The 22,079-nt window shown below is 69.7% G+C and carries 25 protein-coding genes and 1 pseudogene; 9 read left to right on the top strand and 17 right to left on the bottom strand.

The genetic code is table 11. The features are described from left to right. Positions 1–4 precede the first annotated feature (4 nt). The 5 genes from ACWDZ6_RS11735 to hemL form a co-directional block, all read right to left on the bottom strand. Positions 5–742 (bottom strand): cytochrome c biogenesis CcdA family protein, encoded by a 738-nt coding sequence (locus ACWDZ6_RS11735; protein ID WP_326651790.1) that lies wholly within the window; start codon positions 740–742, stop codon positions 5–7. Between the two features lie 42 nt (positions 743–784). Further along, complete coding sequence (locus tag ACWDZ6_RS11730; protein ID WP_366731076.1) at positions 785–1,390, bottom strand: TlpA family protein disulfide reductase; 606 nt, start codon at positions 1,388–1,390, stop codon at positions 785–787. Positions 1,391–1,458: 68 nt separating this feature from the next. Continuing rightward, positions 1,459–2,688: a hypothetical protein gene (locus ACWDZ6_RS11725; RefSeq protein WP_451502731.1), complete on the bottom strand. Its 1,230-nt coding sequence runs from the start codon at positions 2,686–2,688 to the stop codon at positions 1,459–1,461. Positions 2,689–2,801: 113 nt separating this feature from the next. Further along, complete coding sequence (locus ACWDZ6_RS11720; RefSeq protein WP_451502730.1) at positions 2,802–3,476, bottom strand: histidine phosphatase family protein; 675 nt, start codon at positions 3,474–3,476, stop codon at positions 2,802–2,804. Next, on the bottom strand, positions 3,473–4,789 hold the full coding sequence (gene hemL / locus ACWDZ6_RS11715; RefSeq protein WP_451502729.1) for a glutamate-1-semialdehyde 2,1-aminomutase: 1,317 nt from the start codon (positions 4,787–4,789) through the stop codon (positions 3,473–3,475). The genes ACWDZ6_RS11720 and hemL overlap by 4 nt, the downstream gene beginning before the upstream one ends. Before the next feature lie 273 nt (positions 4,790–5,062). On the opposite strand from hemL, the gene ACWDZ6_RS11710 reads away from it, so the two are divergent. Further along, entirely contained in the window at positions 5,063–5,623 is a 561-nt protein-coding gene (locus ACWDZ6_RS11710; RefSeq protein WP_326655335.1) for a hypothetical protein, read from the top strand. A gap of 575 nt (positions 5,624–6,198) precedes the next feature. After that, positions 6,199–6,492, top strand: a complete 294-nt coding sequence (locus tag ACWDZ6_RS11705; protein ID WP_389173889.1) for a hypothetical protein — start codon at positions 6,199–6,201, stop codon at positions 6,490–6,492. Between the two features lie 18 nt (positions 6,493–6,510). Here the strand turns inward: ACWDZ6_RS11705 and ACWDZ6_RS11700 are convergent, their stop codons facing one another. Beyond that, entirely contained in the window at positions 6,511–7,083 is a 573-nt protein-coding gene (locus tag ACWDZ6_RS11700; RefSeq protein ID WP_351454729.1) for a TIGR03086 family metal-binding protein, read from the bottom strand. 62 nt (positions 7,084–7,145) lie between these two features. On the opposite strand from ACWDZ6_RS11700, the gene ACWDZ6_RS11695 reads away from it, so the two are divergent. Continuing rightward, positions 7,146–8,084: an AraC family transcriptional regulator gene (locus ACWDZ6_RS11695; protein WP_451502728.1), complete on the top strand. Its 939-nt coding sequence runs from the start codon at positions 7,146–7,148 to the stop codon at positions 8,082–8,084. Here the strand turns inward: ACWDZ6_RS11695 and ACWDZ6_RS11690 are convergent. After that, entirely contained in the window at positions 8,078–8,710 is a 633-nt protein-coding gene (locus tag ACWDZ6_RS11690; protein WP_451502727.1) for a hypothetical protein, read from the bottom strand. The two genes, ACWDZ6_RS11695 and ACWDZ6_RS11690, sit on opposite strands and share 7 nt — an antisense overlap. A gap of 44 nt (positions 8,711–8,754) precedes the next feature. On the opposite strand from ACWDZ6_RS11690, the gene ACWDZ6_RS11685 reads away from it, so the two are divergent. The 3 genes from ACWDZ6_RS11685 to ACWDZ6_RS11675 all read left to right on the top strand — a co-directional run bounded on the left by ACWDZ6_RS11685 (position 8,755) and on the right by ACWDZ6_RS11675 (position 11,139). Then, positions 8,755–9,276, top strand: coding sequence for a GNAT family N-acetyltransferase (locus ACWDZ6_RS11685; protein ID WP_451502726.1), 522 nt, complete (start codon positions 8,755–8,757; stop codon positions 9,274–9,276). A 125-nt stretch (positions 9,277–9,401) separates the two neighbouring features. Next, positions 9,402–10,241, top strand: a complete 840-nt coding sequence (locus ACWDZ6_RS11680; RefSeq protein WP_451502725.1) for an NmrA family NAD(P)-binding protein — start codon at positions 9,402–9,404, stop codon at positions 10,239–10,241. A gap of 163 nt (positions 10,242–10,404) precedes the next feature. Beyond that, positions 10,405–11,139, top strand: coding sequence for a Mut7-C RNAse domain-containing protein (locus ACWDZ6_RS11675; protein ID WP_366731086.1), 735 nt, complete (start codon positions 10,405–10,407; stop codon positions 11,137–11,139). 55 nt (positions 11,140–11,194) lie between these two features. Here ACWDZ6_RS11675 and ACWDZ6_RS11670 read toward each other — a convergent pair whose 3' ends face one another. Then, positions 11,195–11,677 carry a MarR family winged helix-turn-helix transcriptional regulator gene (locus tag ACWDZ6_RS11670; RefSeq protein ID WP_451502724.1) on the bottom strand — a complete coding sequence of 161 codons (483 nt, stop codon included), beginning with the start codon at positions 11,675–11,677 and terminating at the stop codon, positions 11,195–11,197. A gap of 69 nt (positions 11,678–11,746) precedes the next feature. Next, complete coding sequence (locus ACWDZ6_RS11665; RefSeq protein ID WP_326651777.1) at positions 11,747–12,322, bottom strand: TetR/AcrR family transcriptional regulator; 576 nt, start codon at positions 12,320–12,322, stop codon at positions 11,747–11,749. A gap of 106 nt (positions 12,323–12,428) precedes the next feature. Here ACWDZ6_RS11665 and ACWDZ6_RS11660 point away from each other — a divergent pair, with 106 nt between their 5' ends. Further along, positions 12,429–13,937, top strand: coding sequence for an FAD-dependent monooxygenase (locus ACWDZ6_RS11660; protein WP_451502723.1), 1,509 nt, complete (start codon positions 12,429–12,431; stop codon positions 13,935–13,937). A gap of 180 nt (positions 13,938–14,117) precedes the next feature. Here ACWDZ6_RS11660 and ACWDZ6_RS11655 read toward each other — a convergent pair whose 3' ends face one another. Then, on the bottom strand, positions 14,118–14,600 hold the full coding sequence (locus ACWDZ6_RS11655; protein WP_451502722.1) for a hypothetical protein: 483 nt from the start codon (positions 14,598–14,600) through the stop codon (positions 14,118–14,120). A 118-nt stretch (positions 14,601–14,718) separates the two neighbouring features. On the opposite strand from ACWDZ6_RS11655, the gene ACWDZ6_RS11650 reads away from it, so the two are divergent. Both ACWDZ6_RS11650 and ACWDZ6_RS11645 read left to right on the top strand, forming a co-directional pair. After that, on the top strand, positions 14,719–15,054 hold the full coding sequence (locus ACWDZ6_RS11650; RefSeq protein WP_451502721.1) for a YnfA family protein: 336 nt from the start codon (positions 14,719–14,721) through the stop codon (positions 15,052–15,054). A 66-nt stretch (positions 15,055–15,120) separates the two neighbouring features. Continuing rightward, a complete protein-coding gene (locus ACWDZ6_RS11645; RefSeq protein ID WP_389173858.1) occupies positions 15,121–15,885 on the top strand; it encodes an SDR family NAD(P)-dependent oxidoreductase in 765 nt (254 codons plus the stop codon). A 29-nt stretch (positions 15,886–15,914) separates the two neighbouring features. Here ACWDZ6_RS11645 and ACWDZ6_RS11640 read toward each other — a convergent pair whose 3' ends face one another. The 7 genes and pseudogenes from ACWDZ6_RS11640 to ACWDZ6_RS11610 form a co-directional block, all read right to left on the bottom strand. After that, complete coding sequence (locus ACWDZ6_RS11640) at positions 15,915–17,948, bottom strand: SpoIIE family protein phosphatase (protein WP_451502720.1); 2,034 nt, start codon at positions 17,946–17,948, stop codon at positions 15,915–15,917. 388 nt (positions 17,949–18,336) lie between these two features. Continuing rightward, the gene (locus ACWDZ6_RS11635) at positions 18,337–18,543 is read right to left on the bottom strand and encodes a hypothetical protein (RefSeq protein ID WP_451502719.1); all 207 of its coding nucleotides are present in this window, start codon (positions 18,541–18,543) and stop codon (positions 18,337–18,339) included. Positions 18,544–18,590: 47 nt separating this feature from the next. Continuing rightward, complete coding sequence (locus tag ACWDZ6_RS11630; protein WP_451502718.1) at positions 18,591–19,160, bottom strand: DUF421 domain-containing protein; 570 nt, start codon at positions 19,158–19,160, stop codon at positions 18,591–18,593. Between the two features lie 144 nt (positions 19,161–19,304). Continuing rightward, on the bottom strand, positions 19,305–19,799 hold the full coding sequence (locus ACWDZ6_RS11625; protein WP_451502717.1) for a MepB family protein: 495 nt from the start codon (positions 19,797–19,799) through the stop codon (positions 19,305–19,307). Positions 19,800–19,950: 151 nt separating this feature from the next. Then, a pseudogene (locus ACWDZ6_RS11620) lies at positions 19,951–20,208 on the bottom strand (MFS transporter); the annotation flags it as partial. Positions 20,209–20,210: 2 nt separating this feature from the next. After that, positions 20,211–20,675 carry an ArsI/CadI family heavy metal resistance metalloenzyme gene (locus tag ACWDZ6_RS11615; protein WP_451502716.1) on the bottom strand — a complete coding sequence of 155 codons (465 nt, stop codon included), beginning with the start codon at positions 20,673–20,675 and terminating at the stop codon, positions 20,211–20,213. Between the two features lie 34 nt (positions 20,676–20,709). Then, entirely contained in the window at positions 20,710–22,077 is a 1,368-nt protein-coding gene (locus tag ACWDZ6_RS11610; RefSeq protein WP_451502715.1) for an NAD(P)-binding domain-containing protein, read from the bottom strand. Positions 22,078–22,079: the final 2 nt, after the last annotated feature.

The following is a 22,079-nucleotide window of genomic DNA, read 5'->3' as shown; positions in this document are numbered from 1 at the left end:
AAACTCAGATCCCCACCGTGAAGCCGTTGGTCCAGCCCTGCATGCCCTGCACCAGGCTGTCCCAGACACCGGTCAGCAGCAGCAGACCGGTCGCGATCATCATGATGCCGCCGATCCGCATCACCCAGGCGTAGTGCCGTTTGACCCAGCCGAAAGCGCCGAGCGCCTTGCGGAAGGCCACCGCCGCGAGGACGAAGGGCATTCCGAGGCCGATGCAGTAGGCGACCGTCAGTATGGCCCCCCGGCCCGCGCTCGCCTGCTCGGCGGCGAGGGCGTTCACGGACGCGAGCGTCGGGCCGATGCAGGGCGTCCAGCCGACGCCGAACAGCGCGCCCAGCAGCGGCGCGCCGGCCAGGCCGGTCACCGGCCGCTTGTGGAGGCGGAATTCGCGCTGCGTGAGCCAGGGCATCAGGCCCATGAAGAACACACCCAGCAGGATCATCAGCCCGCCGAGGACCTTGGAGAGAATCTCCTTCTCACCCTGGAGCGTCGCACCGAAGTAGCCGAAGAGCGCGCCGCCGGAGACGAAGACCGCGGTGAAGCCGAGGACGAAGAGGGAGGCTCCGGCGACCATCCGGCCGCGCTTGGCCTCGGCCAGGTCGCTGCCGCTGACCCCGGTGACGTACGAGAGATAGCCGGGTACGAGCGGCAGTACGCAGGGCGAGAAGAAGGAGACGAGGCCGCCGAGCACGGCGATGGGCAGCGCGACCAGCAGTGCCCCACTGAAGACCGTCTGGTTCACCGAGGCTCACCCCAGGAGGACGGCGTCAGAGCTTCCACAGGGTCACTTCTCCGCGATCAATGGGTCAATGATCTTGTGGAGCTGTGTGGCGTCGAGCGCCTGGAGAGAGCGGGCGGCGATCTTTCCCTCGCGGTCGAGCACGATCGTGGAGGGAATGGCCTGTGGATTGAGGCTCCCCTTGGGGAAGCCATTGACAATCAGCTTGCCCACCGGGTCGTACAGACTCGGGTAGCCGACCTCGAAATCCTTCTCGAAGGCGAGCGCCGGACCCTTGTTGGTGTCGCGGGTATTGATCCCCACGAACTCCACACCCTTCGCCTTCGTCTCCTTGGCGACCTTGGCGAAATGCGGGGCCTCGGCGCGGCAGGGCGGGCACCACGAACCCCAGACGTTCATCACGACGACCTTGCCCCTGAGGTCGGCGACGTCGAGCGGCTTGCCCTCGAGGGTCTCGCCGGTGAGCTCCTTGGTGCTGGTGCGCCGGCCCTTGGCGACGGTGGAGATGCCCCCGGTGTCGGTGACGAAGTTGGTGTCGCCGCCACCGCCGGACTTTCCGTTGTCCCCGCCGCTGCAGGCCGACAGGGCGAGAGCTCCGGCGGCGACCAGGGCGGTCAGCAGCGCGGCACGGGAGGCACGGCTAAGGCTCATGTGAAAAGTTTCGCATGGCCGTTCCGGGGATCTTTCCGCGCCCCCCTGGGTGCCCGGATAGCCCCTTGTCAGGCTGTCTTAAGGAATGTGTTCCAGCCGCCTGCCGGAGACTGACCGACCTCGAGCGAACGGAGCTTGGCGAGCACCTTCGGATCCTGGACGTCGAGCCAGTCGCAGAACTGCCGGAAGGAGACCAGCCGTACGTCCTTCTTGCCGGCCATGCCCTTGAGGGCCTCCTCGACGGCGTCCATGTAGATGCCGCCGTTCCACTGCTCGAAGTGGTTGCCTATGTAGAACGGCGCGCGATTCGACTCGTAGGCGCGCTTGAATCCGGCGAGATAGGCACCGGTGGCCTGCTTCTTCCAGCCTGGATAGCGCTCGGGCATGCCCTTGGTCGAATTCTGCGACTGATTGGCGAGGATGTTGTAGTCCATCGAGAGCACCTCGAAGGAGTGGCCGGGGAACGGCATCTGCTGCAGCGGCAGATCCCAGAGGCCGTGCCGCTTCTCGGGCCACATCTGACGGCCGCCGGGCGAGCTCGCGTCGTAGCGCCAGCCCAGCTTCTTCGCGGTGGGCAGCAGCTTGTCCTGGCCGAGCAGGCAGGGGGTGCGGGCTCCGACAAGTTCCTTGCGGTAGTCGAACGGCAGCGGGTCGATGTCGTTCCAGCCGGTGTTCGTACGCCACTCGGTGACGAACTTCACAGCCTGGTCTATCTCGTTCTGCCAGTCCGTGGGCGACCACTTGCCGACCGTTCCCGAACCGGCGCAGAAGTGCCCGTTGAAGTGCGTGCCTATCTCGTGACCGTCGAGCCATGCCTGGCGTATGTGCTTCAGCGTCGCCTTGATGTGGTCGTCGGTGAGATAACCGATGTCGGACGCGCCGATGCCATTGTTCGGCGGACGGTAGAGCGTCTTCTTCGACTCGGGGAGCAGATAGATCCCGGAGAGGAAGAAGGTCATCGCCGCATCGTGATTCCTGGCGAGTTCGAGGAAGCGCGGGAAGAGGCCGTTGCCGACCTCACCCGCCCCGTCCCAGGAAAAGATCACGAACTGCGGCGGCGTCTGGCCCGGTTCGAGAGGAACGGGCTTCAGCGGCTGATGCGGCTGCTTTCCCGTGTCGGACGTGGAACCGTCGCCGATCGGCCGGCCCTCGAGCCTGGAAGGGGTGCTGCCCCTGCCCTTGCCGGCCCCGGCCTGTCCCGATCTGTCCTGGCCGGTCGAGCCGCAGCCCGCGATCCCCATCGCGGCCGCCGTCCCAAGTCCCGCCCCGAGCAAACCCCTTCGACTGACGTCGCGCATATCGTCCCCATCCGCGCTCTCTTGGTCCAGAGAGCCCATCCACACCGGCACCGGCTTAGATGCCGGGTGGGAGGCGGAGGTTCCGAAGGGATGTCACTTATTTTCGTGAGCAACTAAGCACCGAATGCTTTGGCCTTGCCCTTCACGGGCTTGGCGCCCGCGAGAAGATGCGCCGGTACAAGATCGCGCGCCGGTTCGGTGTAGCCGACCGAGACGATCTTGTCGTCCTGATAGGTGAAGGTGGTCAGGGACGCGAGAGTGCACTGCCGGCGGCGCGGATCGTGCCAGAGCCGGCGCCGCTCGACGAAACTCCGCACGATCCAGATCGGCAGCTGATGGCTGACACAGACTGCCTCGTGCCCGCGGGCCGCGTCCCGCGCGGAGTTCAGCGCGCCCATCATCCGTACGACCTGATCGATGTACGGCTCACCCCAGGACGGGCGGAACGGGTTGGTCAGATGCTTCCAGTTGGCCGGCTTGCGCAGCGCTCCGTCGCCCACTCCGAAGGTCTTGCCCTCGAAGACATTGCCCGCCTCGATCAGCCGCTCGTCGGTGTCGAGGGTGAGGCTGTGGCTCTTGGCGACGGGCGTGGCGGTCTCCTGCGCGCGCTCCAGCGGCGATGAGACGACATGGGTGATGTCGCGGTCCGCGAGATGCTCGGCGACCCGGTCGGCCATCTGACGGCCGAGCTCGGAGAGGTGATAGCCCGAACGGCGGCCGTACAACACCCCGTCGGGGTTCTCGACCTCGCCGTGCCGCACCAGATGGACGACTGTGATCTCGCTCATGCGGACACCTCCGTCGCCTCGGCGGCGGCGCGGGCGGCGGAGGGCAGCGCGGCGGCGATCCGCTCGATCGCCCGCTCGTCGTGGGCCGTGGAGACGAACCAGGACTCGAAGGCGGACGGCGGCAGATAGACGCCCTGGGAGAGCATCGCGTGGAAGAACGCGTTGAAGCGGAAGGACTGCTGCTTCTTCGCGTCCTCGTAGTTCCTGACGTCCCTGTCCGTGAAGAAGACGGAGAACATGTTGCTCGCGGTCTGCAGCCGGTGGGCGACGCCCTCCTTGGCGAGCGCGTCCGTCAGCAGCGTCCGGATCGCCGCCGAGACGGCGTCGATCTTCTCGTACGCGGCGTCGTCGAGCAGCCGCAGCTGCGCGAGGCCCGCGGCGGTGGCGACGGGGTTTCCGGAGAGGGTGCCCGCCTGGTAGACGGGGCCGGCCGGGGCAAGGTACTCCATGACGTCCTTGCGGCCGCCGAACGCGGCGGCCGGGAAGCCGCCGCCCATGACCTTGCCGAAGGTCATCAGGTCGGGCGCGACGCCGTCGACGCCGTACCAGCCGGCCTTCGACGTACGGAAGCCGGTCATGACCTCGTCGGAGATGTACAGCGCGCCGTTCTTGGCGCAGGCCGCCCTGAGCCCCTCGTTGAAGCCCGGCAGTGGCGGCACGACGCCCATGTTGCCCGGCGAGGCCTCGGTGATCACGCAGGCGATCTCGCCCGGATGCGTGTGGAAGGCCTCGTTCACCGCTTCGAGATCGTTGTACGGCAGCACGATGGTGTCGCCGGCCTGCGCGCCGGTGACGCCCGGGGTGTCGGGCAGCCCGAGGGTCGCCACCCCGGAGCCGGCCGCGGCGAGCAGCGCGTCCACATGTCCGTGGTAGCAGCCGGCGAACTTCACGACCTTGGCCCGGCCGGTGAAACCACGGGCGAGGCGGATCGCGGACATCGTCGCTTCCGTACCGCTGGAAACAAGCCGTACCTGCTCCACCGGCTCGACCCGGGCCACGATCTCCTCGGCGAGGGCGACCTCGCCCTCGCCCGGCGTGCCGAAGGAGGTGCCGCGGGCGACCGCGGCCTGCACCGCCTCGATGACGGCCGGGTGGGAGTGCCCGAGGATCATCGGACCCCACGAGCAGACGAGGTCGACATATTCGCGCCCGTCCGCATCGGTGAGGTACGGGCCGGTACCGGACACCATGAACCGGGGCGTACCGCCCACGGCGCGGAAAGCACGGACGGGAGAGTTCACGCCGCCGGGCGTCACGAGTGACGCACGGTCGAAAAGCGTCTGCGAAACTGGGGCTTCGTATGAATACGACACTTTGGTCCTGATCTGCGATGCGGGCGGTCGGGGGGCCGGGACAGATGATCTCGGCCACCGGTGAGCGGACGGGGCGATCTCCTCGTATTACGAAAGGGCGTCATCCCTCTCGCGTCTGCGAAACTGGGGCGACATAGGGAATGCTCACGGAATCCATGGTGTCAGAGGCCCCTAAGTTCTTGCGGACGGGTGTTTCACAGCACTTTCGTGGGGGAGGTCACTGTCACGATGATCGGGTTGCGCGGCGGGGGCTGCGAGTGGTCGGGTGGAGATATGCATCGCGGTGGCGGACTGGGCGAGGGGACCGACGACCTGGGTCCTGAGCCTGCCCGGCGGGGTAAGCATCGGCGAGGCGATGCCGGCGCGGATGAACCCATGGGAAGCAGGAGCGGCCGAGTGGGGGTGACCTACAAATATTTCGGCGCACCTGACGGGGCCACTGCCGCCCGGGTGCCGATTTCGATGCGCCCCGAGGAGCTCGGCGGCGACGAGCTCGGCATGGGCGGAATGTTCGCCAAGATCAAACCGGAGACCATAGCCGCCATGGTGCTCACCGGAATCCAGGGCATGCCGCTGAACAAGGTGCCGCCGCTGGAGCTGGTCGTCCTCCACCCCGACTACGCGGTGGTCAAGCTTCCGATGACGGTGGTCGACCCGCTGCGCGGCATCGGCGAGGAGTCGGTGGGTGCGGCAGCCTTCATCTGGTCGACGGTTCCGGACCGGGGCGGTCCGCGCGACGCTTTCAATGTGTACCAATTGCTCCATGAATGGCAGGATTTCAGCCATCGTCTGCATGAGGCGGGTCACCAGCCATACTGCCTGGTGTGGCCCTGAGCCGACCGGGCTTCGACCGTGGCCGCGGTCGCACTCGTCGCAACGGACGCGGATGCGGATGCAACCGTTGGCTAAGGCTGCGACTGCGACTGCGACTGGATGAACGGCGGACGGCCCCAGCCGGGCCGTCCGCGTCGGCCGCTGCTTCCCGCACTGCGCGCGGACGCCTTCCGCGAAACCGCCGAACCGGCCCGCAGGCAGCCGGGCGCCGACCGGCCTGCGGTCATGCGCTGGCACTCGGCGCGTCGGAAGTCCCGTACGGCGGTGAGTTTGTCCGGATTTATACGATGCCCCGTCGCGTTCGGCCCAGCGCTCCCGCTCCATCGGCGCGTGCGATCCTCACGCCTTCAGGACGACAGAGGCGCATGCCTTCAGGACGCGTGAGCCGCTCGCCCACGACATCGGGGGGACGCCTGACGTCCGGCGACGCCGTCCGCTGCGCCGGACAGATCTTTGCTCGCGCGTGCTTCTCTGTCGCGTGTCTTCTCCGGGCGCCCGGGCAGGGCTAGGTTGGGCGGCGCGGCCGCCCGAGACCCCGGCAGCGTGAACTTCCTGTCCACGCACGGAGGTCCACCGTGAATCCAGTCTTCCTGCTCGTCGTCCTGGTCCTGATCGGCCTCGGGTTCATGGAGCCCGTCCTGTGGGTGGCCGCGGCTGTGCTGATCTTCGGCCAGGTCCGCTACGGCCGCGGCGTCAGCCGTCCCGGAAGCCGGGGCGACATGGAGTACCGGGAGTACCGCGACCGCCGGGACCACCAGGCCCACCTGGAGCGGCGCTACCAGCGGGAGAACCGGGGCCGCCTGGCCCGCCAGGCCCGTCGCCGGAGCACACAGCCGGGCGGCCGGGACGGGAGTCCGCCGGCGAGGTAGTACCACCGGTTCCTGCTGTTACGGCTGCCAGTGCGGGTCCCGGCCGGTCAGGGCGAGCACCCGGTCGAACTCCGAAGCCCGCTCCCCCTCAGCCAGCGGGAACGGCTCGCCGAACACGCCTCCCTTGCGCGCCATCGGCGCCATCTCCGCGAGCGAAGGCCCGAGTTCACCGACCACGACGGGGTCCGGTGTGAACTCCTGCCCCGTGGCGCGGGCCAAGTCCCAGGCGTGCACGGTCAGATCGCCCAGCACCATCTGCCCCACGGTCCTGGCCGGGAGGCCCAGTGTCCCCGCCGTGCCCTCCTCGGCTCCGGGAACCGCCCACGCCGCCACAAGCGCGGCGGTCTCGTCGGCGAACCGGCCTCGCCAGTCGCCGTCGGTGTAGTGCCGAACGGAAGCGAAATCGGCATCCTTCCGCGCCGCCAGGGCCTGGAAGTTGATCACCACCTGGAGGAGGTGATCGATCAGGTCCCGTACGTCGTACTCGGTGCACGGAGTCGGGTCGGCCAGTCGGTCGTCGGCAACGCCGCGCACCACCGGTACCGCACGTTCCACCGCCGATTCCAGCAGTTCACTGATGGTGTTCGTCATGCTTCGACGCTAGGCACGGCCGACGCCCTGCGTATTGAACAAACGCGACATAGGATCCGGGCATGACAGGTCCGCGACGCGACACCCGGGGCATCGTCGAAGCCCAGGAGCTCTTCGCGCGGGTGCGTTTCCGCCGCCGCGAGCCCGCCCCGGCGCTGCGTCCGTACCTCGAGCACTACTGGCTCATCGACTGGGACTTGACGGAGCCGTACGCCTCCCATGTGGTGCCGCATCCCTCGGTGAATGTCGTCTTCCAGCGGTACGGCGGAACGGCCGGCTGGGGCGAGGTGGCGGGCATCGGCCTGCGGCTCTTCACACAGAAACTGGAGGGTCGGGGCAGGGTGTGCGGGGTGCAGTTCCGCCCCGGCGGCTTCAGGCCGTTCGCGCCGGACCGGCCGGTGTCCGACTGGACGGGACAGCGGCTGCCGGTCGCGGACGTACTGCCGGGCGCGGGCCAGGACACCGTCCTCGGCATCCTCGGTCCTGAGGCGGCGGAGGACGGGCCGCCCGAGACCCATGCCCGGGCGCACGCGGAGGCGGAGGCGGAGGACGCGCGTGTCGCCGCGCTGGATGCCTTCCTGCTGGGGCTCGAGCCGGAAGCCGACCCGCAGGCGCTGCGCGCGATGGCACTGGTCGACCTGGTGCGTACGGACCGCTCGATCCGGCGCGTCGCCGAGCTGGCGGCCGCGGAAGGGGTGTCGGCGCGCTCGCTGCAGCGGCTGTTCGCCGCGTACGTGGGGGTCGGTCCCAAGTGGGTCATCCTGCGCTATCGCATCCACGAGGCGCTGGAGCGTGCCGAGTCGGGCGAAGGCCCGGCCGGTGGGGGGCCGGCGGGCGGGGGCCCGGGCGGCGACGAAGGTCCTGGAGCCGGCCTGGACTGGGCGGCGCTGGCCGCCGAGCTCGGGTACAGCGATCAGGCGCATCTCGTAAGGGACTTCACTGCGACGGTGGGCGTCCCGCCGACCGCGTACGCGCGCCCACCCCTTGGCGGCTCTCAATAGCTCTCGGTGACGCCGACCGCGCCCGCGCCGTTGGCCGCCGCGTACCGCAGCACCCGCAGCGGCCCCTCCAGCAGCGTGCTCGCGTCGAATTCCGGGCCGTCGCTCATGGCCGACATCCAGGCGTCGATGCGGGCGAGGACCTCGGTGCGGCGTGGCCCGGTGACGGCGAGTGCGGACTCGGTGTGCGGGAGGACGGCGCGCACCTCGGCGGCGGTCAGCAGAAAGTCACCGAACCAGCCCGGCAGCCGGGCCGTGGCTGCCGCCCCGAGCGCGTAGCAGAGGGCGATGGCCGGGTCGCCCTTGCGCGCCGAGGCAACGAACGCGGCGCTCCCTTCGGTATCGCGCAGCAGGTCCAGGCCGGCCTCTTTCATGGCGGCGACGGCCGGGGAGCTCGGGCCGCCGCTGCGGGCGAAGGCGGCGAAGCGGAGGGCGGCAGGCGTGGGTTCGGGCGTGAAGTAGGGCTCGCGGTCGCCGCCGCCGAGCCACCAGGCCAGATCCTCGGCGTAGCCGGGAGGCGTCGTCCACTCCCCCGCGAGGTCGCCCGCCGGATGGACGAACCGTCCGGGCAGAGCGGCGACTTCGGCGCCGGGAACGGCGCCGACCGCCCATACGCCGGTGAAGCTCATCGTCCGACCCCCGGTTGTCCGGCCCTCGCCCTACAGTGCGTGGCATGGAGATCAAAGCATCGACGGTACGGATCGAGCCATGGTCCGAGGACGACTTCGACCTTCTCCGCGCTGCGAACGCACCTGAGCTGATGGATCACCTGGGGGGCCCGGAAACGGAAGAACAGCTGGTCAAGCGACACCGGCGGTATGTGGATCTGAGCGCGGACCGGACGGGCAGGGGCCGGATGTTCCGCATCGTGCTGGAGGGCAGCGGGGTGGCCGCCGGCACGGTCGGCTTCTGGGAGCAGACGTGGGACGGGGGGCAGGTGTACGAGACGGGGTGGAGTGTCCTGCCCGCGTTCCAGGGGCGGGGCATCGCGACGGCGGGCACGGTGGCGGTCGTGGCGATGGCGCGGGCCGAGCAGAAGCACCGCCATCTGCATGCCTTCCCGTCCGTGGCCAACGGCCCCTCGAACGCGGTGTGCGGGAAGGCGGGCTTCGAGCTGGTGGGCGAGTGCGACTTCGAGTACCCGCCCGGCCGGATCCTGCGGTCCAACGACTGGCGCATCGACCTGATGGACTAGGCGGCAGGGCCCGCTTGACGAGCGGGCCCTTTTCGCGGATATTTATCTGCGTCACGCAGTTTCTGCGCAACGACGAGTGTTTTCGTTGCGGCTGCCCCCTCTCCGAGTCCCGAAGGAATCCCTCCATGCCCATCCTCGTCACCGGAAGCCGCGGTCAGGTCGGCTCCTCCCTCATAGCGCTCCTGCACGAGGCGGGAGTCGACGTCCGCGCCGCCTCCGGCAGCCCCGAGAAGCTCATCCTGCCGTCCGGCGTCAAGGCCGTGAAGTGCGCCCTCGACGACCCCGCGACCTTCCCGGCCGCCCTCGAATCGGTCACCTCCGTGTTCCTCTACGCCGAGCCGTCGCAGATCGGCGCGTTCCTCGAAGAGGCCACGGCTGCGGGCGTCGAGCACATCGTGCTGCTCTCCTCCAGCTCGGTCCTCGACCCCGACGCCGCCGGCAACCCGGTCGCCGCGTCCCATCTCGCGGTCGAGCAGGCCCTGGCGGCCTCACCCATCGAAACGACCGTCCTGCAGCCCGGCGCGTTCGCGAGCAACGCGCGCCCATGGCTCTGGGCACTGCGGTCCACAGGGGCGATCGACCTTCCGTACCCGGGCAGTTACGGCGATCCGATCCATGAGCAGGACATCGCCGAAGCCGCGCTCGCGGTTCTCACCCGGCCGCCGCTGCGCGGCGCGACGTACCACCTGACCGGTCCCGAGTCCCTCACCTTCACCGAGCAGATCGCGATCCTCGAGCAGGCCACGGGCCGCTCCATTCCCTTCAACACCGTGACGCGCGAGGCCTGGAAGGAATCCATGGCCGACTACATGCCCGGCGCCTTCGCGGACGGGCTGCTCGACTACTGGGCCTCGACGGACGGTTCACCCACTCCTCTCACCAGCAACGTCGAGGAGCTGACCGGGCACCCCGCCCGTACCTTCGCCGAATGGGCGACGGAGAACGCGGACTCCTTCCGCGCCTGACCGCAACCCACCGGCCCCGGCCGGGCCGACCCACCGCCGCGCCCACCGCCGCGCCCACCGCCGCGCCCACCGGACCCCGCGGATCCCGCCGGCCCCCGCCGGACCTGGTGGCCGGACCGGAAAGCCCTGGCTGACGCGTGCCGCCCAATGACATGCTTGCCGCGTGAACGGACCGGAAATCACCCTCAGCGTCGCCCCTGAGCTGCGTCTCTTCGTCCCATTGGAGCGCCGCGAGGGCCGTACGACCCTGGTCACCGACGGCTCCTCGACACTCGGCCATGCCATCGAGTCACTCGGCGTTCCGCTCACCGAGGCAGGCCGGCTGCTCGTCGACGGCCGCCAGGTCTCCGTGTCCCACATCCCGCGCGCCGGCGAGAGCGTCGAGGTCCGCGGCGTCGAGCGGCCGCAGCAGGTACCCGGAGCGCCGCTGCGCTTTCTGCTCGACGTCCACCTCGGCACACTGGCGCGGCGGCTCCGGCTCCTCGGCGTCGACGCGGCGTACGAGAACGAGGACATCGGCGACCCGGCCCTGGCGGCGCTCTCGGCGAAGGAGCGGCGGGTCCTGCTCTCCAGGGACCGCGGGCTGCTGCGGCGGCGGGAGATCTGGGCGGGGGCGTACATCTACAGCGACCGGCCCGATGACCAACTCCGGGACGTACTGGAGCGGTTCGCGCCGGCGCTCGCGCCATGGACTCGGTGCACGGCATGCAACGGCCGGCTGACCGACGCCGACAAGGAGTCGGTCCAGGAACATCTGGAGCAGGGGACACAGCGCTCGTACGACGTCTTCGCGCAGTGCACGGCCTGCGAGCGCGTCTACTGGCGGGGCGCGCACCACGCCCGGCTGGAGGCGATCGTCGAGGACGCGCTGCGCGAATTCGGCGGCGCTGCCGCGTAGTGCGGTAGCAGCGCAAGGGCGGTAGCGCCGTAGCTGTACCGCGGTGGTCGGTAGTTCAGAGCTGCCCGCCGCGCAGCCGCTCGACCTGCGCGGCGCTGAGCTCCACGGTCCGTCGCATATGAGCCGTGAGCAGGGCGATCTCGTCGTCGCTGTACGCGTCGAACATCGCGAACCAGGCGCCGTTCAGCTTCTGCCACACCGCACCGAAGTCCGCCATCCGCTCGGGCACGAGGGTCACGAGCACCCGTCGCCGGTCCGCGGTGTCGCGTTCGCGCGTGACATATCCGGCCCTCTCCAGCCGGTCGACGAGCCGCGTCGCGGACCCGGTGGTGAGTCCGGTCAGCTCAGCGACCCGGCCGGTGGTGACAGGCTCCGGCTCCAGGCTGAGCAGATTGAGGCACTGCAGATCGGTGGGGTGCAGCTGCAGATGGTCGGCGAGCGCCTGGTTGAAGAGGGCGTACGAGGCCATGTAGCGGCGTGACGCGGTGCCCAGCTCGTTCATCAGCCCATTGCGGTCGGCCGTGCTCTTCTGCGTCATGCAGAGATTGTACGGCGCAGGCTCGGCGCAACTCGGCCCAGGCTCGACCGCCAGACTCAGAGGCACCGGCTACGGCCGCGCGTCCGTCAGATAGCGCTGGACGGTCGGGGCCAGCCAGCTCACCACCTCCTCACGGGTCATCTCGACGGCGGGCGGGAAGCGGAGCACATAGCGGGCGAGCGCCATGCCCAGGATCTGCGAGGCGACGAGCGCGGCCCGGCGGGGCGCCTCCGCGGGGTCCGGGCAGACGCCGGCGGCGACGGGCCCGAGCTGCCCCTTGAAGATCTGGTGCGCGCGCTCGGCTGCCGCGGCATTGGTGACGCTGGCCCGCAGCAGAGCGGTCAGCACCTCGTCCTGCTCCCACCGGTCGAGGAAGTGGGAGACGAGGACCGCGCCTATGTGCTTGCCGGGCAGAGCGCCCAACTCCGGTAGTCGCAGGTCGAATTCGGAGGCGGCGGCGAACAGCCCCTCCTTGTTTCCGTAGTAGCGCATGACCATCGACGGGTCGATGCCGGCGTCGCGCGCGATGGCACGGATGGTGGCGCGCTCATAGCCGTCGGCCGCGAAGCGCTCGCGGGCGGCTTCGAGGATCGCGGCCTTGGTGGCATCGGAGCGGCGTGGACCGCCGGGGGCTTCCGTCGTCATGCCAACAACTGTAGGCCAACAAGTGTTGACACGCCAGTGTCGAGGGTTCTACATTTGCCAACAAGCGTTGACCAACGATCGTTGGCATCACTCAGGAGGCAAAGCCATGACCGGCAAGCCCAGCACCAGCGGAACATCCAGCACAGCCGATGCGGCGGGCGACATCACCGACGTCCTCGTCGTGGGCGCGGGCCCCACCGGGATGCTGCTCGCGGGCGACCTCGCCGCGGCGGGCATCTCGGTCACGGTCATAGAGCGCCGTGCGCACGAGACCAGCAACATGACGCGCGCCTTCGGGGTGCACGCCCGCACGCTGGAACTGCTCGACGCCCGGGGACTGGCCGACGAGCTGGTCAAGAAGGGCACTCCCATCACCGGCCTGCGGCTGTTCGGCCGGCTCTCGCTGGACCTGTCCAAGCTGCCGTCCCGCTTTCCCTATCTGCTGATCACCCCGCAGTACGAGGTGGAGCACCTGCTGGAGCGCCGGGCGCTGTCCACCGGCGTCGACTTCCGGTACGGGGCGGAGCTGCTCGGCCTGCACCAGTCCGCCGACGCGGGCTCCGGCTCGGGCTCGGGCTCGGCCTCGGGCTCCGACGCGGGCTCCGGGTCGGGCTTGGTCACCGCCGAGATCCAGGACGCCGAAGGCGTGCGTACCACCCTCCGGGCGCGCTATCTGGTCGGCACCGACGGAGTGCGCAGCGCCGTGCGCAAGTCCCTGGGCCTGCCCTTCCCGGGTGTCTCCGTGATCCGGTCCATCGTCCTCGCGGACGTCAAGCTCACCGATGAGCCCGCGGACCTGCTCACCGTCAATGGCACGGGCGACGCCTTCGCCTTCATCGCCCCCTTCGGCGACGGCTGGTACCGGGTCATGGGCTGGAACCGCAAGCGCCAGGTCCCCGACAGCGAGCCAGTCGACCTCGAGGAGGTACGCGAGATCGCCCGCCTCGCCCTCGGTACCGACCACGGCATGCACGACGCCCGCTGGATCTCCCGATTCCACAGCGACGAGCGCCAGGTCCCCTCCTACCGGACCGGCCGCGTCCTCCTCGCCGGCGACGCCGCGCACGTCCACTCCCCGGCCGGGGGCCAGGGCATGAACACCGGCCTCCAGGACGCGGCGAACCTCTCCTGGAAGCTCGCCTCGGTCCTCCGCGGCGATGCTCCCGACCCCGAGGCCCTGCTCGAGAGCTACCAGACAGAGCGGCACCGCGTCGGCGCGATGGTGCTGCGCAGCAGTGGCAGCATCGTCCGCCTCGCCATGGCCCACACCCCGCTTCAGCGCGCGGCCCGCTCCCTCGCCTCCCGGTTCCTGAACGCGGTCGGTCCCGCCGCCGACAAGGCGATGGGCATGATCTCCGGGATCGGCATCTCGTACGGCGCCACGCGCGGCGCCCATCGCCTCACGGGCAGGCGCGCACCGGACCTGGAGCTCGCCGAAGGCCGACTGTACGAACTACTGCGCACGGGAGAGTTCGTGCTGGTCGGCCCGACAGGTGAGACACCTGCCGCCCCGTCCGCCCCCGGCCGCGTCATGCGGGCACACTGGACGACGGACCGCCGCACCGCACTCCTGATCCGCCCCGACGGCTATATCGCCTGGGCAGCCGACCGCTGAACAGCCCGCCGACGCGGACCGCGAGCCGACGCAGACCGCGCCCACCGACGATGCGACGCAGCCGGCGTGAAGCGGCGAGACACCGGCGCGATATGCGATATCGGCACCATAGGGTCAACGGCACCGAGCACCTGTCACGCGGCCCGCCCCCGTTGTGCCGCCCACCGGGAAGGCACCCGCTCAGAAGACGTACGGGTCCCCGGTCGCCGGTACCAGCACCCGGTGCTCGTTGTTCTGCGTGTTCCGGTCGGTCACGCCGCCGTTCCACTGGGTACCGATGGTCACGACCACCTCGTCCGGAGTGCCCACCGTCCTCAGATCGAGCGCGGCCTGCCGTCCGACCCCGCCCGCCCGCAGCTCACCCGTGGCACAGAGCACCACCCGGTCCCCGGACCACAGGCACCCGGGCGGCAGTGCCTGCCCTCCGGCCAGGGGCACCGAGAAGGTCAGCCGCACGGTCGAGTCCGTAAGGCTCGAGGGACCGTAGCTCTCACTCAGCAGCCAGACCGCGAGCCGCCCGTCCGTCAGCGAGACCTGGCCGTGGTGCGCCACATCCGACTCCGGCGCGATATCCCGGTCACCCGCGGCCGCACTCGCCCCCGAGGCGATCACCATCACCGCCGCGGCGGACACCGCCCACAGCGCCTTACGCATCACACACATGGTCAGAAGATACCGATTACTCCCGATTGCACCGGATTAATCATCGGCTCCGGCGAGTCCCCGGCCTCGTGCATCAGCTCCGGCGAGTCCCCGGCCTCGTGGATGACAACCTGCATCCATGCTTGTCGCCCGTTCCGCCGCTCTCTTCCTCGTCGCCGCCCTCTTCGAGATCGGCGGAGCCTGGCTCGTCTGGCAAGGGCTCAGGGAGCACCGGGGCTGGATCTGGATCGGCGCGGGAGTCATCGCCCTCGGCGCGTACGGCTTCGTCGCCACCCTCCAGCCGGACGACGAGTTCGGCCGCATCCTCGCCGCGTACGGCGGAGTCTTCGTGGCGGGCTCGATCGCCTGGGGCATGGTCGCCGACGGCTACCGCCCCGACCGCTGGGACGTGATCGGAGCCCTGGTCTGCCTGGCAGGCATGGCCGTGATCATGTACGCCCCGCGCGGCCGCTGACTCCGCGACCCGCCACAGGGCCGCCTATCCTGGCCGCATATCGATCACACGCGCGAGGAGTACGTCATGACCGCCGCTGGGACCCCCGTCGCCGTCGTCACCGGAGCCAGCAGCGGCATCGGTGCCGCCACCGCACGGCAACTGGCCGCCGCCGGCCACCACGTCATCCTCACCGCCCGCCGCAAGGACCGCGTCGAGGCACTCGCCGCCGAACTCACCGGCGCGGGCTACCAGGCCACCGCATACGCCCTCGATGTCACCGACCGCCCGGCCGTCGACACCTTCGCCGCCTCCCTCGACCGCTGCGACGTCCTCGTCAACAACGCCGGCGGCGCACTCGGCGCCGACCCCGTCGCCACCGGCGACCCCGCCGACTGGCGCACGATGTACGAGGTCAATGTCATCGGCACGCTCCACGCCACCCAGGCTCTGCTCCCGGCGCTCACCAGGAGCGGCGACGGTACCGTCGTCATCCTCTCCTCCACGGCGGGCCACGCCACCTACGAGGGCGGCGCGGGCTATGTCGCCGCCAAGAACGGCGCCCGTGTCCTGGCCGAAACCCTTCGCCTGGAGATCGTCGGCACCCCGGTCCGCGTGATCGAGATCGCCCCGGGCATGGTCAAGACCGACGAGTTCGCCACGACCCGCTTCCGCGGTGACGAGGAGAAGGCGGCCAAGGTCTACGCGGGCGTGGCCCAGCCCCTCACCGCCGACGATGTCGCCGACACCATCACCTGGGCCGTCACCCGCCCCTCCCACGTCAACATCGATCTGCTGGTGGTCCGCCCCCGCGCCCAGGCCTCCAACTCCAAGGTGCACCGCGAGCTCTGACGGCTGCCGCACGCCCCTGCGTCCCGCCGTCAGAGGGGCGTCTGCTCGGTCCAGATGGTCTTGCCTCTCCCCGTGCGTCGGGTGCCCCAGGCCTGGCTGAACTGGGCGACCAGGTACAGGCCGCGGCCGCCCTCGTCGTCGTCCTCGGCATGTCGCAGATGGGGAGAGGCATTGCTGGAGTCCGCGACCTCACAGGTCAGAACAGCGTCACGGATCAGGCGGAGCCCGATCGGCCCTTCGGAGTAGCGGACGGCATTGGTCACCAGCTCGCTGGCGATGAGCCCGGTGGTGAAGTCGAGATCGGTGAGGCCCCATTCCGCGAGCCGACCGCTGACCAGACGGCGGGCCTCGGCGGCACTCTCCGGGGCGTTGGCCAGCGTCCAGGAGGCCAGCTTCTGAGGGCCGAGTGAGCGGGTGCGTGCGAGTAGCAGCAGGGCGTCTTCGTCGGGGGGCTCGGGGAGCAGTACGGCAGCCAGAGCGTCGCACGTGTCCTGCAGGGCTCCCGTAGGTCTGCCCAGGACTTTCCGGTAGAGGGGGAGCCGGCTTTCCGTGGTGCCCTGGATGAGCCCGGCGTTGTGGAGGGCGAGGATGCTGCCCTCGGGCACGTCCACGCGCGTGGTCGTGTACGAGGAGACCCCTCGTCCCAGGACGGGGCCGGTCGGGCAGTCAATGATCCGCACCGTGCCGTCGGGCAGGCCGAGGACGGGCGGAGGGTGGCCTGCACGGGAGAGGACACAGCTGCCGTCGGCGGGGTCGTAGACGGTGTAGAGGCAGGTCGCCGTCAGGGCCGGCCTCTGATCGGCCTGCGCGGGCGTGTAACCGTGTGAGAGTTCCTCGGTCAGGCTGTGCAAGCGCTCGAGAAGCTCGTCGGGCGGCAGGTCCATGGCGGCGAACGCCGTGACTGCGGTGCGCAGCCGTCCCATGGTGGTCACGGTCCCCATGCCCCGCCCGGACACATCGCCGGCCACGAGAGCGACCCGCGCGCCGGACAGCGGGATGACGTCGTACCAGGCTCCACTCGAGGCCACCGGCAAATAGGTGTACGCCGTCTCCACGGCCGTGTGCGTGGGCAGCCGGGTGGGCACCAATGACCGTTGAGTGAGTCGGGCGAGGGTGTGCTCGCGCTCGTAGCGGCGGGCGTTGTCGATGCATACCGCGGCACGGGCCACCAGGTCGACGGCGGCACTCAGGTCCGCTTCCTCGAAGGGCGGTGAACCCTTGGTGCGGAAGAAGGCCGCCAACCCGAGGACCACTCCACGCGCCGCCAGCGGCACGGCAATGAGCGAGTGCGCACCCGCGTCCCGCAGTATCTCGGCGGCAGCCGGATCGCCGGTCGGCCACCGTTCGTCCGCTCCGAGTCTGCGGATGAGACGGGGCCGCAGGTCTGTCAGGGACTGGGCATACGGGCTGCCGTACCGCATCACCCTGACATCACCGACCTCGTACGAGGTCCGGACCGCTTCCGGGGCGGTCGCCCGGAATCCCGCCCGTCGCAGGGTGACCGGGTTGAGCAGGGGCCCCGGAGCGGGGGCTTCGCCATGCAGCACGCTGTCGAGAACGTCCACCGCCACCACGTCGGCCACGCCGGGCGCGGCGATATCGGCGAGCTCCTGCGCCGTACGGAACACATCCAGGGTGGTCCCGATCTGTCCACCGGCGCGGTACATCAGTTCGAGCCGTCGCTGGGCGCGGTGCTGCTCGGTGATGTCGACCACCGTGCCGGCGACTCCCAGCGTGCGGCCGTCGGCGCTCTGGAGGCGGAATGCCGAGACGGTCAGTACCCGCACTCCATCGGGACCACGGGGCATCCGGCCTTCGTACCGGAAGTCGCTGAGCGGTTCCCCGGTGGCCAGCACTTCGCGGAGCATGCGGTCGACCTCGTCCACGACGAACCCGAGGTCCCGCAGGGTATGGCCCACGGCCTCACTCTCACTGAAGCGCTGCGCGCCCGGCGCGGCGGCATTGAACCGCACGATCCGTAGATCGGGGTCCAGTACGTACAGGCCGACAGGGGGCTGGGTGAACAACGCCCGGAGCAGTGCCGCGGCGTAGTCGGGGTGCATGCCGTAAGGGCCTCCTTCGCCACCGGTCGTCGGTCATCCACCGCGTGAGCGGCGCGGTCTCCCGCTCCCATTAGGTGAGCCGTCGGCGGTTCGCACCTCCCCTGAGTGCCGTTTGAGTGAGAGGCGAAGAGATCCCTTGATTGCGGTCTCCGGCCCGAGGATGTGACTGTCCCGGGACCGGGGTCCGGTCGACACGCAGCACGGCCGGCAGCACGGTCAGCATCTGGAGGTTTCCGCGGCGACGGCCGGAGCGCGGGGCCGCTCGGCCTCCAAAACTCCACGGCCGGCCGGGCAGGCGAGCTGTGACACCAGGCTCCGACAATCACCATCACAGCGCAAGGCCCCGGACCACTGCTGGTCCGGGGCCTGTCGATCACTGGCTCTGTCCTCAGGGCGCCGAGCGGGGAGGAAGAGTGTCCATGCCGGTGGCGAGCATGCCAAAGGCGCGATGCGCGTCGACCACTGCCTCCGGAGGGCGGCTCATGGTCAGTTCGATGAGCTGGGTCGAGAGCGCGCCGGCCTCATGGAACAGCAGACCGACCTCCCCCGACGCCTGAGGGCAGGCGAGGGTCAGCCGGGTTTCGCGGCTCCCCAACGAGCAGAACGAACCGATGTTCCGCGACATAGTTGTGGAGGGGCGCGTCAGCGTGGCCCCGTGCCGGATCCGGGCCCGGGGTGTGTGAGCTGCTGCCGCAACGCGGCGATCTCGGCTCTCAGAGCGGCGACGTCGTTCTTGTCGGCCGCCTGGTCGCCCTCGCGCAGGCTGACCAGCAGCGAACCGCTCGGCTCCAGGCTGACCGTGGTGGTCTCGGAGACATCGTCGCCGCCCTGCCGTTTGACCGCGACATCCAGGTCCGCGCGGCTCAGTCCGCTGCGCCTGATCTCGGAGGGCAGCCACTGCCCGTCGCGCGCGAGAACGACGGGCGATCCCTCGAGCAAACGGCCGAGCCGGCTGGACAGCGAGGCTGTCCGGACAACGAGTGCGTTCACCGCGAGCAGTACGGCAGCGCCGAAGACGGCTCCGGCCACGGAATTGTCGGGTCCGATGATGGCGTTCTGCACCACGTTGGCCAGCAGCAGCATGACCACCAGGTCAAAGGTGTTGAGCTGAGCGAGCTCCCGTTTCCCGCTCAACCGGAGCAGCACCAGGATCACCAGATAGACCAGCACGGTGCGCACCACCTTCTCGCCGTACGAGATGCCCGCACTCATCAGGTCATGCCACATCACGTCTCCCGCGTCTCTTCGGTCCGCTCACTTGCTCATCGGCGGCTTGCCCCAACCCTCTTGACCGGCCATCAGGCGGACGGCTCGACTGTCGCCCGCGGCTCATGAGGCAGACCACCCCCGTCTGTGTCAGAGGCGGCCATGGGGGTGAAACAGGGCGCGGGCCCGGGCCCTGTCGATGGGCTCGTCTTCAGGCAACTGCAGGAAGTGGTTCAGCTGCCAGATCTGTGAGTTGCGAGCCTGACGGTTGCTGGTCGTCACCCATGGCGGATAGACGCGGAATGCCCGTTTCCCGGAGGAACCGTTCTCCGACACGATGCCCCGCTTGCAGAGGACGTCTCGCGGGAATACGAACTGTCCGAACCGCCGGCCATCGCGGGTGCTGATGACGAACAGATCAACGGGATCCTCGGCGTCGAACGGCTGGATCGGCCCGCTCGCCGACCTCTTCCACACCGTGACGAACTGACCGACCTTCGTCGGGGTTGTCCTGGCCACACGGAACTTCACCGAGAAGCCGTCCAGGGTGAACTCGCACGCCCCGTACTCAGCGCTCTCCGCTTCAGGCACCGGCCGTGAGCACGTGAACCCACATGGGTCATACGCCAGCCCCTTCGCCGCCAACAGATCACTCGGGATCCCGACCCCGCGCGGCCAAGCCCCAGGGTCACGGGCGCAAGTCTCCGAAGGGACATCACGTTCCAACGCCATCCCACATCCTGTCGCCGCCGGTCATCGAACAAATTAACGAGCCTAGCCTGCGATCCTCGCCTCAAGGCACCCGGACGACGACACACCGGCCCACGGGTATTCCGGCGAGAGCCGAGACCAGCAGTGCGGCGGAGAACGCAGCTGTGGCTGCGGTCACGGACCAGCCGGTGTCCTCTGTCAGGCGCGGCAGCAGCACGGGGAATGCGTAGTAGACGATGCCCCAGCTGGTGACCTGTGTGGCGCAGAGGGCGGGAAGCACGGCGCGGGGCCGCGACCGGTCCCCTGTTCCGGTCGCGGCCCCGCTGGTGTGGAGGTCGGTCATGGTCAGCAACAGCCGCCGGACGCGGCCGGCTCGGGTGCCTCAAGGTCGATGGCTGCGTTTTCGGTGCAGCAGGTGCCGCCCGTCTGCTTGGCGAGGCTGTCGGCGTCGGCTTTGACGACGTAGACCTCCCAGGGTTCTTGGCCGGGTCCGTGGACCCAGACCTTGTCCTGGAGGGCATAGCAGCAGGTGGTGTCCCGTTCCACGTCGGTTTCGAGGCCGGATGCGCCGAGCCGGGCGGTGGCGGCGTTGACCGCCTCGGAGGAGTCGACTTCGACGCCGAGGTGGTCCATACGGGTGGCCTCACCCGGGCTGCCCTGGATGAGGACGAGCTTGAGCGGGGGTTCGGCGACGGCGAAGTTGGCGTAGCCGTCGCGGCGCTTGGCCGGTGCGGTGCCGAACAGCTTGGTGTAGAAGACGACGGACGCCTCAAGGTCGGGCACACGCAGGGCAAGTTGAACGCGGGACATGGTGATCCTCCTGCTGAGTTGGGCGGACCGGCTGTCAACAGCCGCCGGATGCGACCGGTGCGCCGATGCCGATCTGGAGAGTGGTGGGGGTCGCGCAGCAGCCTCCGCCGTCGCTCTCGTTCTTGGTGGTGTCGGGCTCGTCGAAGAGTCCGGCACCTCCGCACACTCCGGTTTCGGGGAGGGTGAGTTCGACCCGGTCGGCCGCTTCGACGTCGCCGGCGATGGCGGCGGCGACTGAGCGGACCTGCTCGTAGCCGGTCATGGCCAGGAACGTCGGGGCGCGGCCGTAGGACTTCATGCCGACCAGGTAGATGCCCTGCTCGGGGTGGGAGAGCTCGCGGTGGCCGTGCGGGTAGACAGTGCCGCAGGAGTGCTGGTTGGGGTCGATCAGTGGAGCGAGTTCGACCGGGGCCTGGAGACGCTCGTCGAGACCGAGGCGGAGCTCGTCGAGGAAGGTGAGGTCGGGGCGGAAGCCGGTGAGCACAATGACCTCGTCCACCGGGTCCAGGCGCTGTCCGTCCTCGCCGACGAGGATCAGTCGGCCGTCGGCGTCGCGCTCGATCGTGTCGGTGCGGAAGCCGGTAACCGCCTCGGCGTATCCGTTGTCGACGGCGGCCTTCGCCGCCAGGCCGAGGGCGCCGCGGGCGGGCAGTTGGTCCGCTTCGCCGCCGCCGAAGGTGGAGCCGGAGATGCCGCGGCGCAGGATCCACACGCCGTGCGTGCCGGTGCCGTCGTCGGCCTGGGCAAGGTCGGCCAGGTAGGCGAGAGCGGTGAACGCGGAGGCGCCGGAGCCGATGACGGCGGTGCGCTTTCCTGCGTAACGGGTGCGGACCGCGGAGTCCTTGAGTTCGGGGACGCGGTAGGCGATGCGGTCGGCTGCCGCCTTCTCGCCGAGGGCAGGAAGACCGCTGCCGCCGGCCGGGCTGGGGGTGGTCCACGTCCCGGAAGCATCGATCACGGCGCGAGCGAAGATACGCTCCTCGCCGCCGTCTGCCGTGCTGACGTGCACGACGAACGGCTGCTTGTCCCGGTCGGCGTCGACGATACGGTCACGGCCGACGCGGGAGACCCCGGTGACGGTGGCGCCCAGGCGCACGCGCTCGCCCAGGACGTCGGCCAGCGGCTGGAGGTACTGCTCGGCCCAGTCCCCGCCAGTCGGATACGTGGCGGCGTCGGGCTTGACCCAGCCGGTCGGGGCCAGCAGCTTCTCAGCGGCGGGGTCGGTGACCTCGCCCCAGGTGGAGAACAGGCGCACATGCGACCACTCGCGCACCGCGGACCCGGCCGTTTCGCCTGATTCCAGGACCAGGGGTTCGAGGCCCTGCTCGATGAGGTGGGCGGCGGCTGCCAGGCCGGCCGGTCCGGCTCCGATGACGATGACGGGGAGCTGCTGCTCGGTCATGG

This window comes from Streptomyces sp. NPDC002926 (assembly GCF_053591755.1).
The sequence above is the reverse complement of the archived record's forward strand: the minus strand, read 5'-3'. Positions and strand labels throughout refer to the sequence as shown.

Coding starts and splice junctions, on each gene's coding strand:
- ACWDZ6_RS11730 (WP_366731076.1), bottom strand. CDS start 1,390: ATGAGCCTTAGCCGTGCCTCCCGTGCCGCGCTGCTGACCGCCCTGGTC.
- ACWDZ6_RS11725 (WP_451502731.1), bottom strand. CDS start 2,688: ATGCGCGACGTCAGTCGAAGGGGTTTGCTCGGGGCGGGACTTGGGACG.
- ACWDZ6_RS11720 (WP_451502730.1), bottom strand. CDS start 3,476: ATGAGCGAGATCACAGTCGTCCATCTGGTGCGGCACGGCGAGGTCGAG.
- ACWDZ6_RS11710 (WP_326655335.1), top strand. CDS start 5,063: ATGCATCGCGGTGGCGGACTGGGCGAGGGGACCGACGACCTGGGTCCT.
- ACWDZ6_RS11700 (WP_351454729.1), bottom strand. CDS start 7,083: ATGACGAACACCATCAGTGAACTGCTGGAATCGGCGGTGGAACGTGCG.
- ACWDZ6_RS11695 (WP_451502728.1), top strand. CDS start 7,146: ATGACAGGTCCGCGACGCGACACCCGGGGCATCGTCGAAGCCCAGGAG.
- ACWDZ6_RS11690 (WP_451502727.1), bottom strand. CDS start 8,710: ATGAGCTTCACCGGCGTATGGGCGGTCGGCGCCGTTCCCGGCGCCGAA.
- ACWDZ6_RS11685 (WP_451502726.1), top strand. CDS start 8,755: ATGGAGATCAAAGCATCGACGGTACGGATCGAGCCATGGTCCGAGGAC.
- ACWDZ6_RS11680 (WP_451502725.1), top strand. CDS start 9,402: ATGCCCATCCTCGTCACCGGAAGCCGCGGTCAGGTCGGCTCCTCCCTC.
- ACWDZ6_RS11670 (WP_451502724.1), bottom strand. CDS start 11,677: ATGACGCAGAAGAGCACGGCCGACCGCAATGGGCTGATGAACGAGCTG.
- ACWDZ6_RS11665 (WP_326651777.1), bottom strand. CDS start 12,322: ATGACGACGGAAGCCCCCGGCGGTCCACGCCGCTCCGATGCCACCAAG.
- ACWDZ6_RS11660 (WP_451502723.1), top strand. CDS start 12,429: ATGACCGGCAAGCCCAGCACCAGCGGAACATCCAGCACAGCCGATGCG.
- ACWDZ6_RS11655 (WP_451502722.1), bottom strand. CDS start 14,600: ATGTGTGTGATGCGTAAGGCGCTGTGGGCGGTGTCCGCCGCGGCGGTG.
- ACWDZ6_RS11650 (WP_451502721.1), top strand. CDS start 14,719: ATGCTTGTCGCCCGTTCCGCCGCTCTCTTCCTCGTCGCCGCCCTCTTC.
- ACWDZ6_RS11645 (WP_389173858.1), top strand. CDS start 15,121: ATGACCGCCGCTGGGACCCCCGTCGCCGTCGTCACCGGAGCCAGCAGC.
- ACWDZ6_RS11640 (WP_451502720.1), bottom strand. CDS start 17,948: ATGCACCCCGACTACGCCGCGGCACTGCTCCGGGCGTTGTTCACCCAG.
- ACWDZ6_RS11630 (WP_451502718.1), bottom strand. CDS start 19,160: ATGAGTGCGGGCATCTCGTACGGCGAGAAGGTGGTGCGCACCGTGCTG.
- ACWDZ6_RS11615 (WP_451502716.1), bottom strand. CDS start 20,675: ATGTCCCGCGTTCAACTTGCCCTGCGTGTGCCCGACCTTGAGGCGTCC.
- ACWDZ6_RS11610 (WP_451502715.1), bottom strand. CDS start 22,077: ATGACCGAGCAGCAGCTCCCCGTCATCGTCATCGGAGCCGGACCGGCC.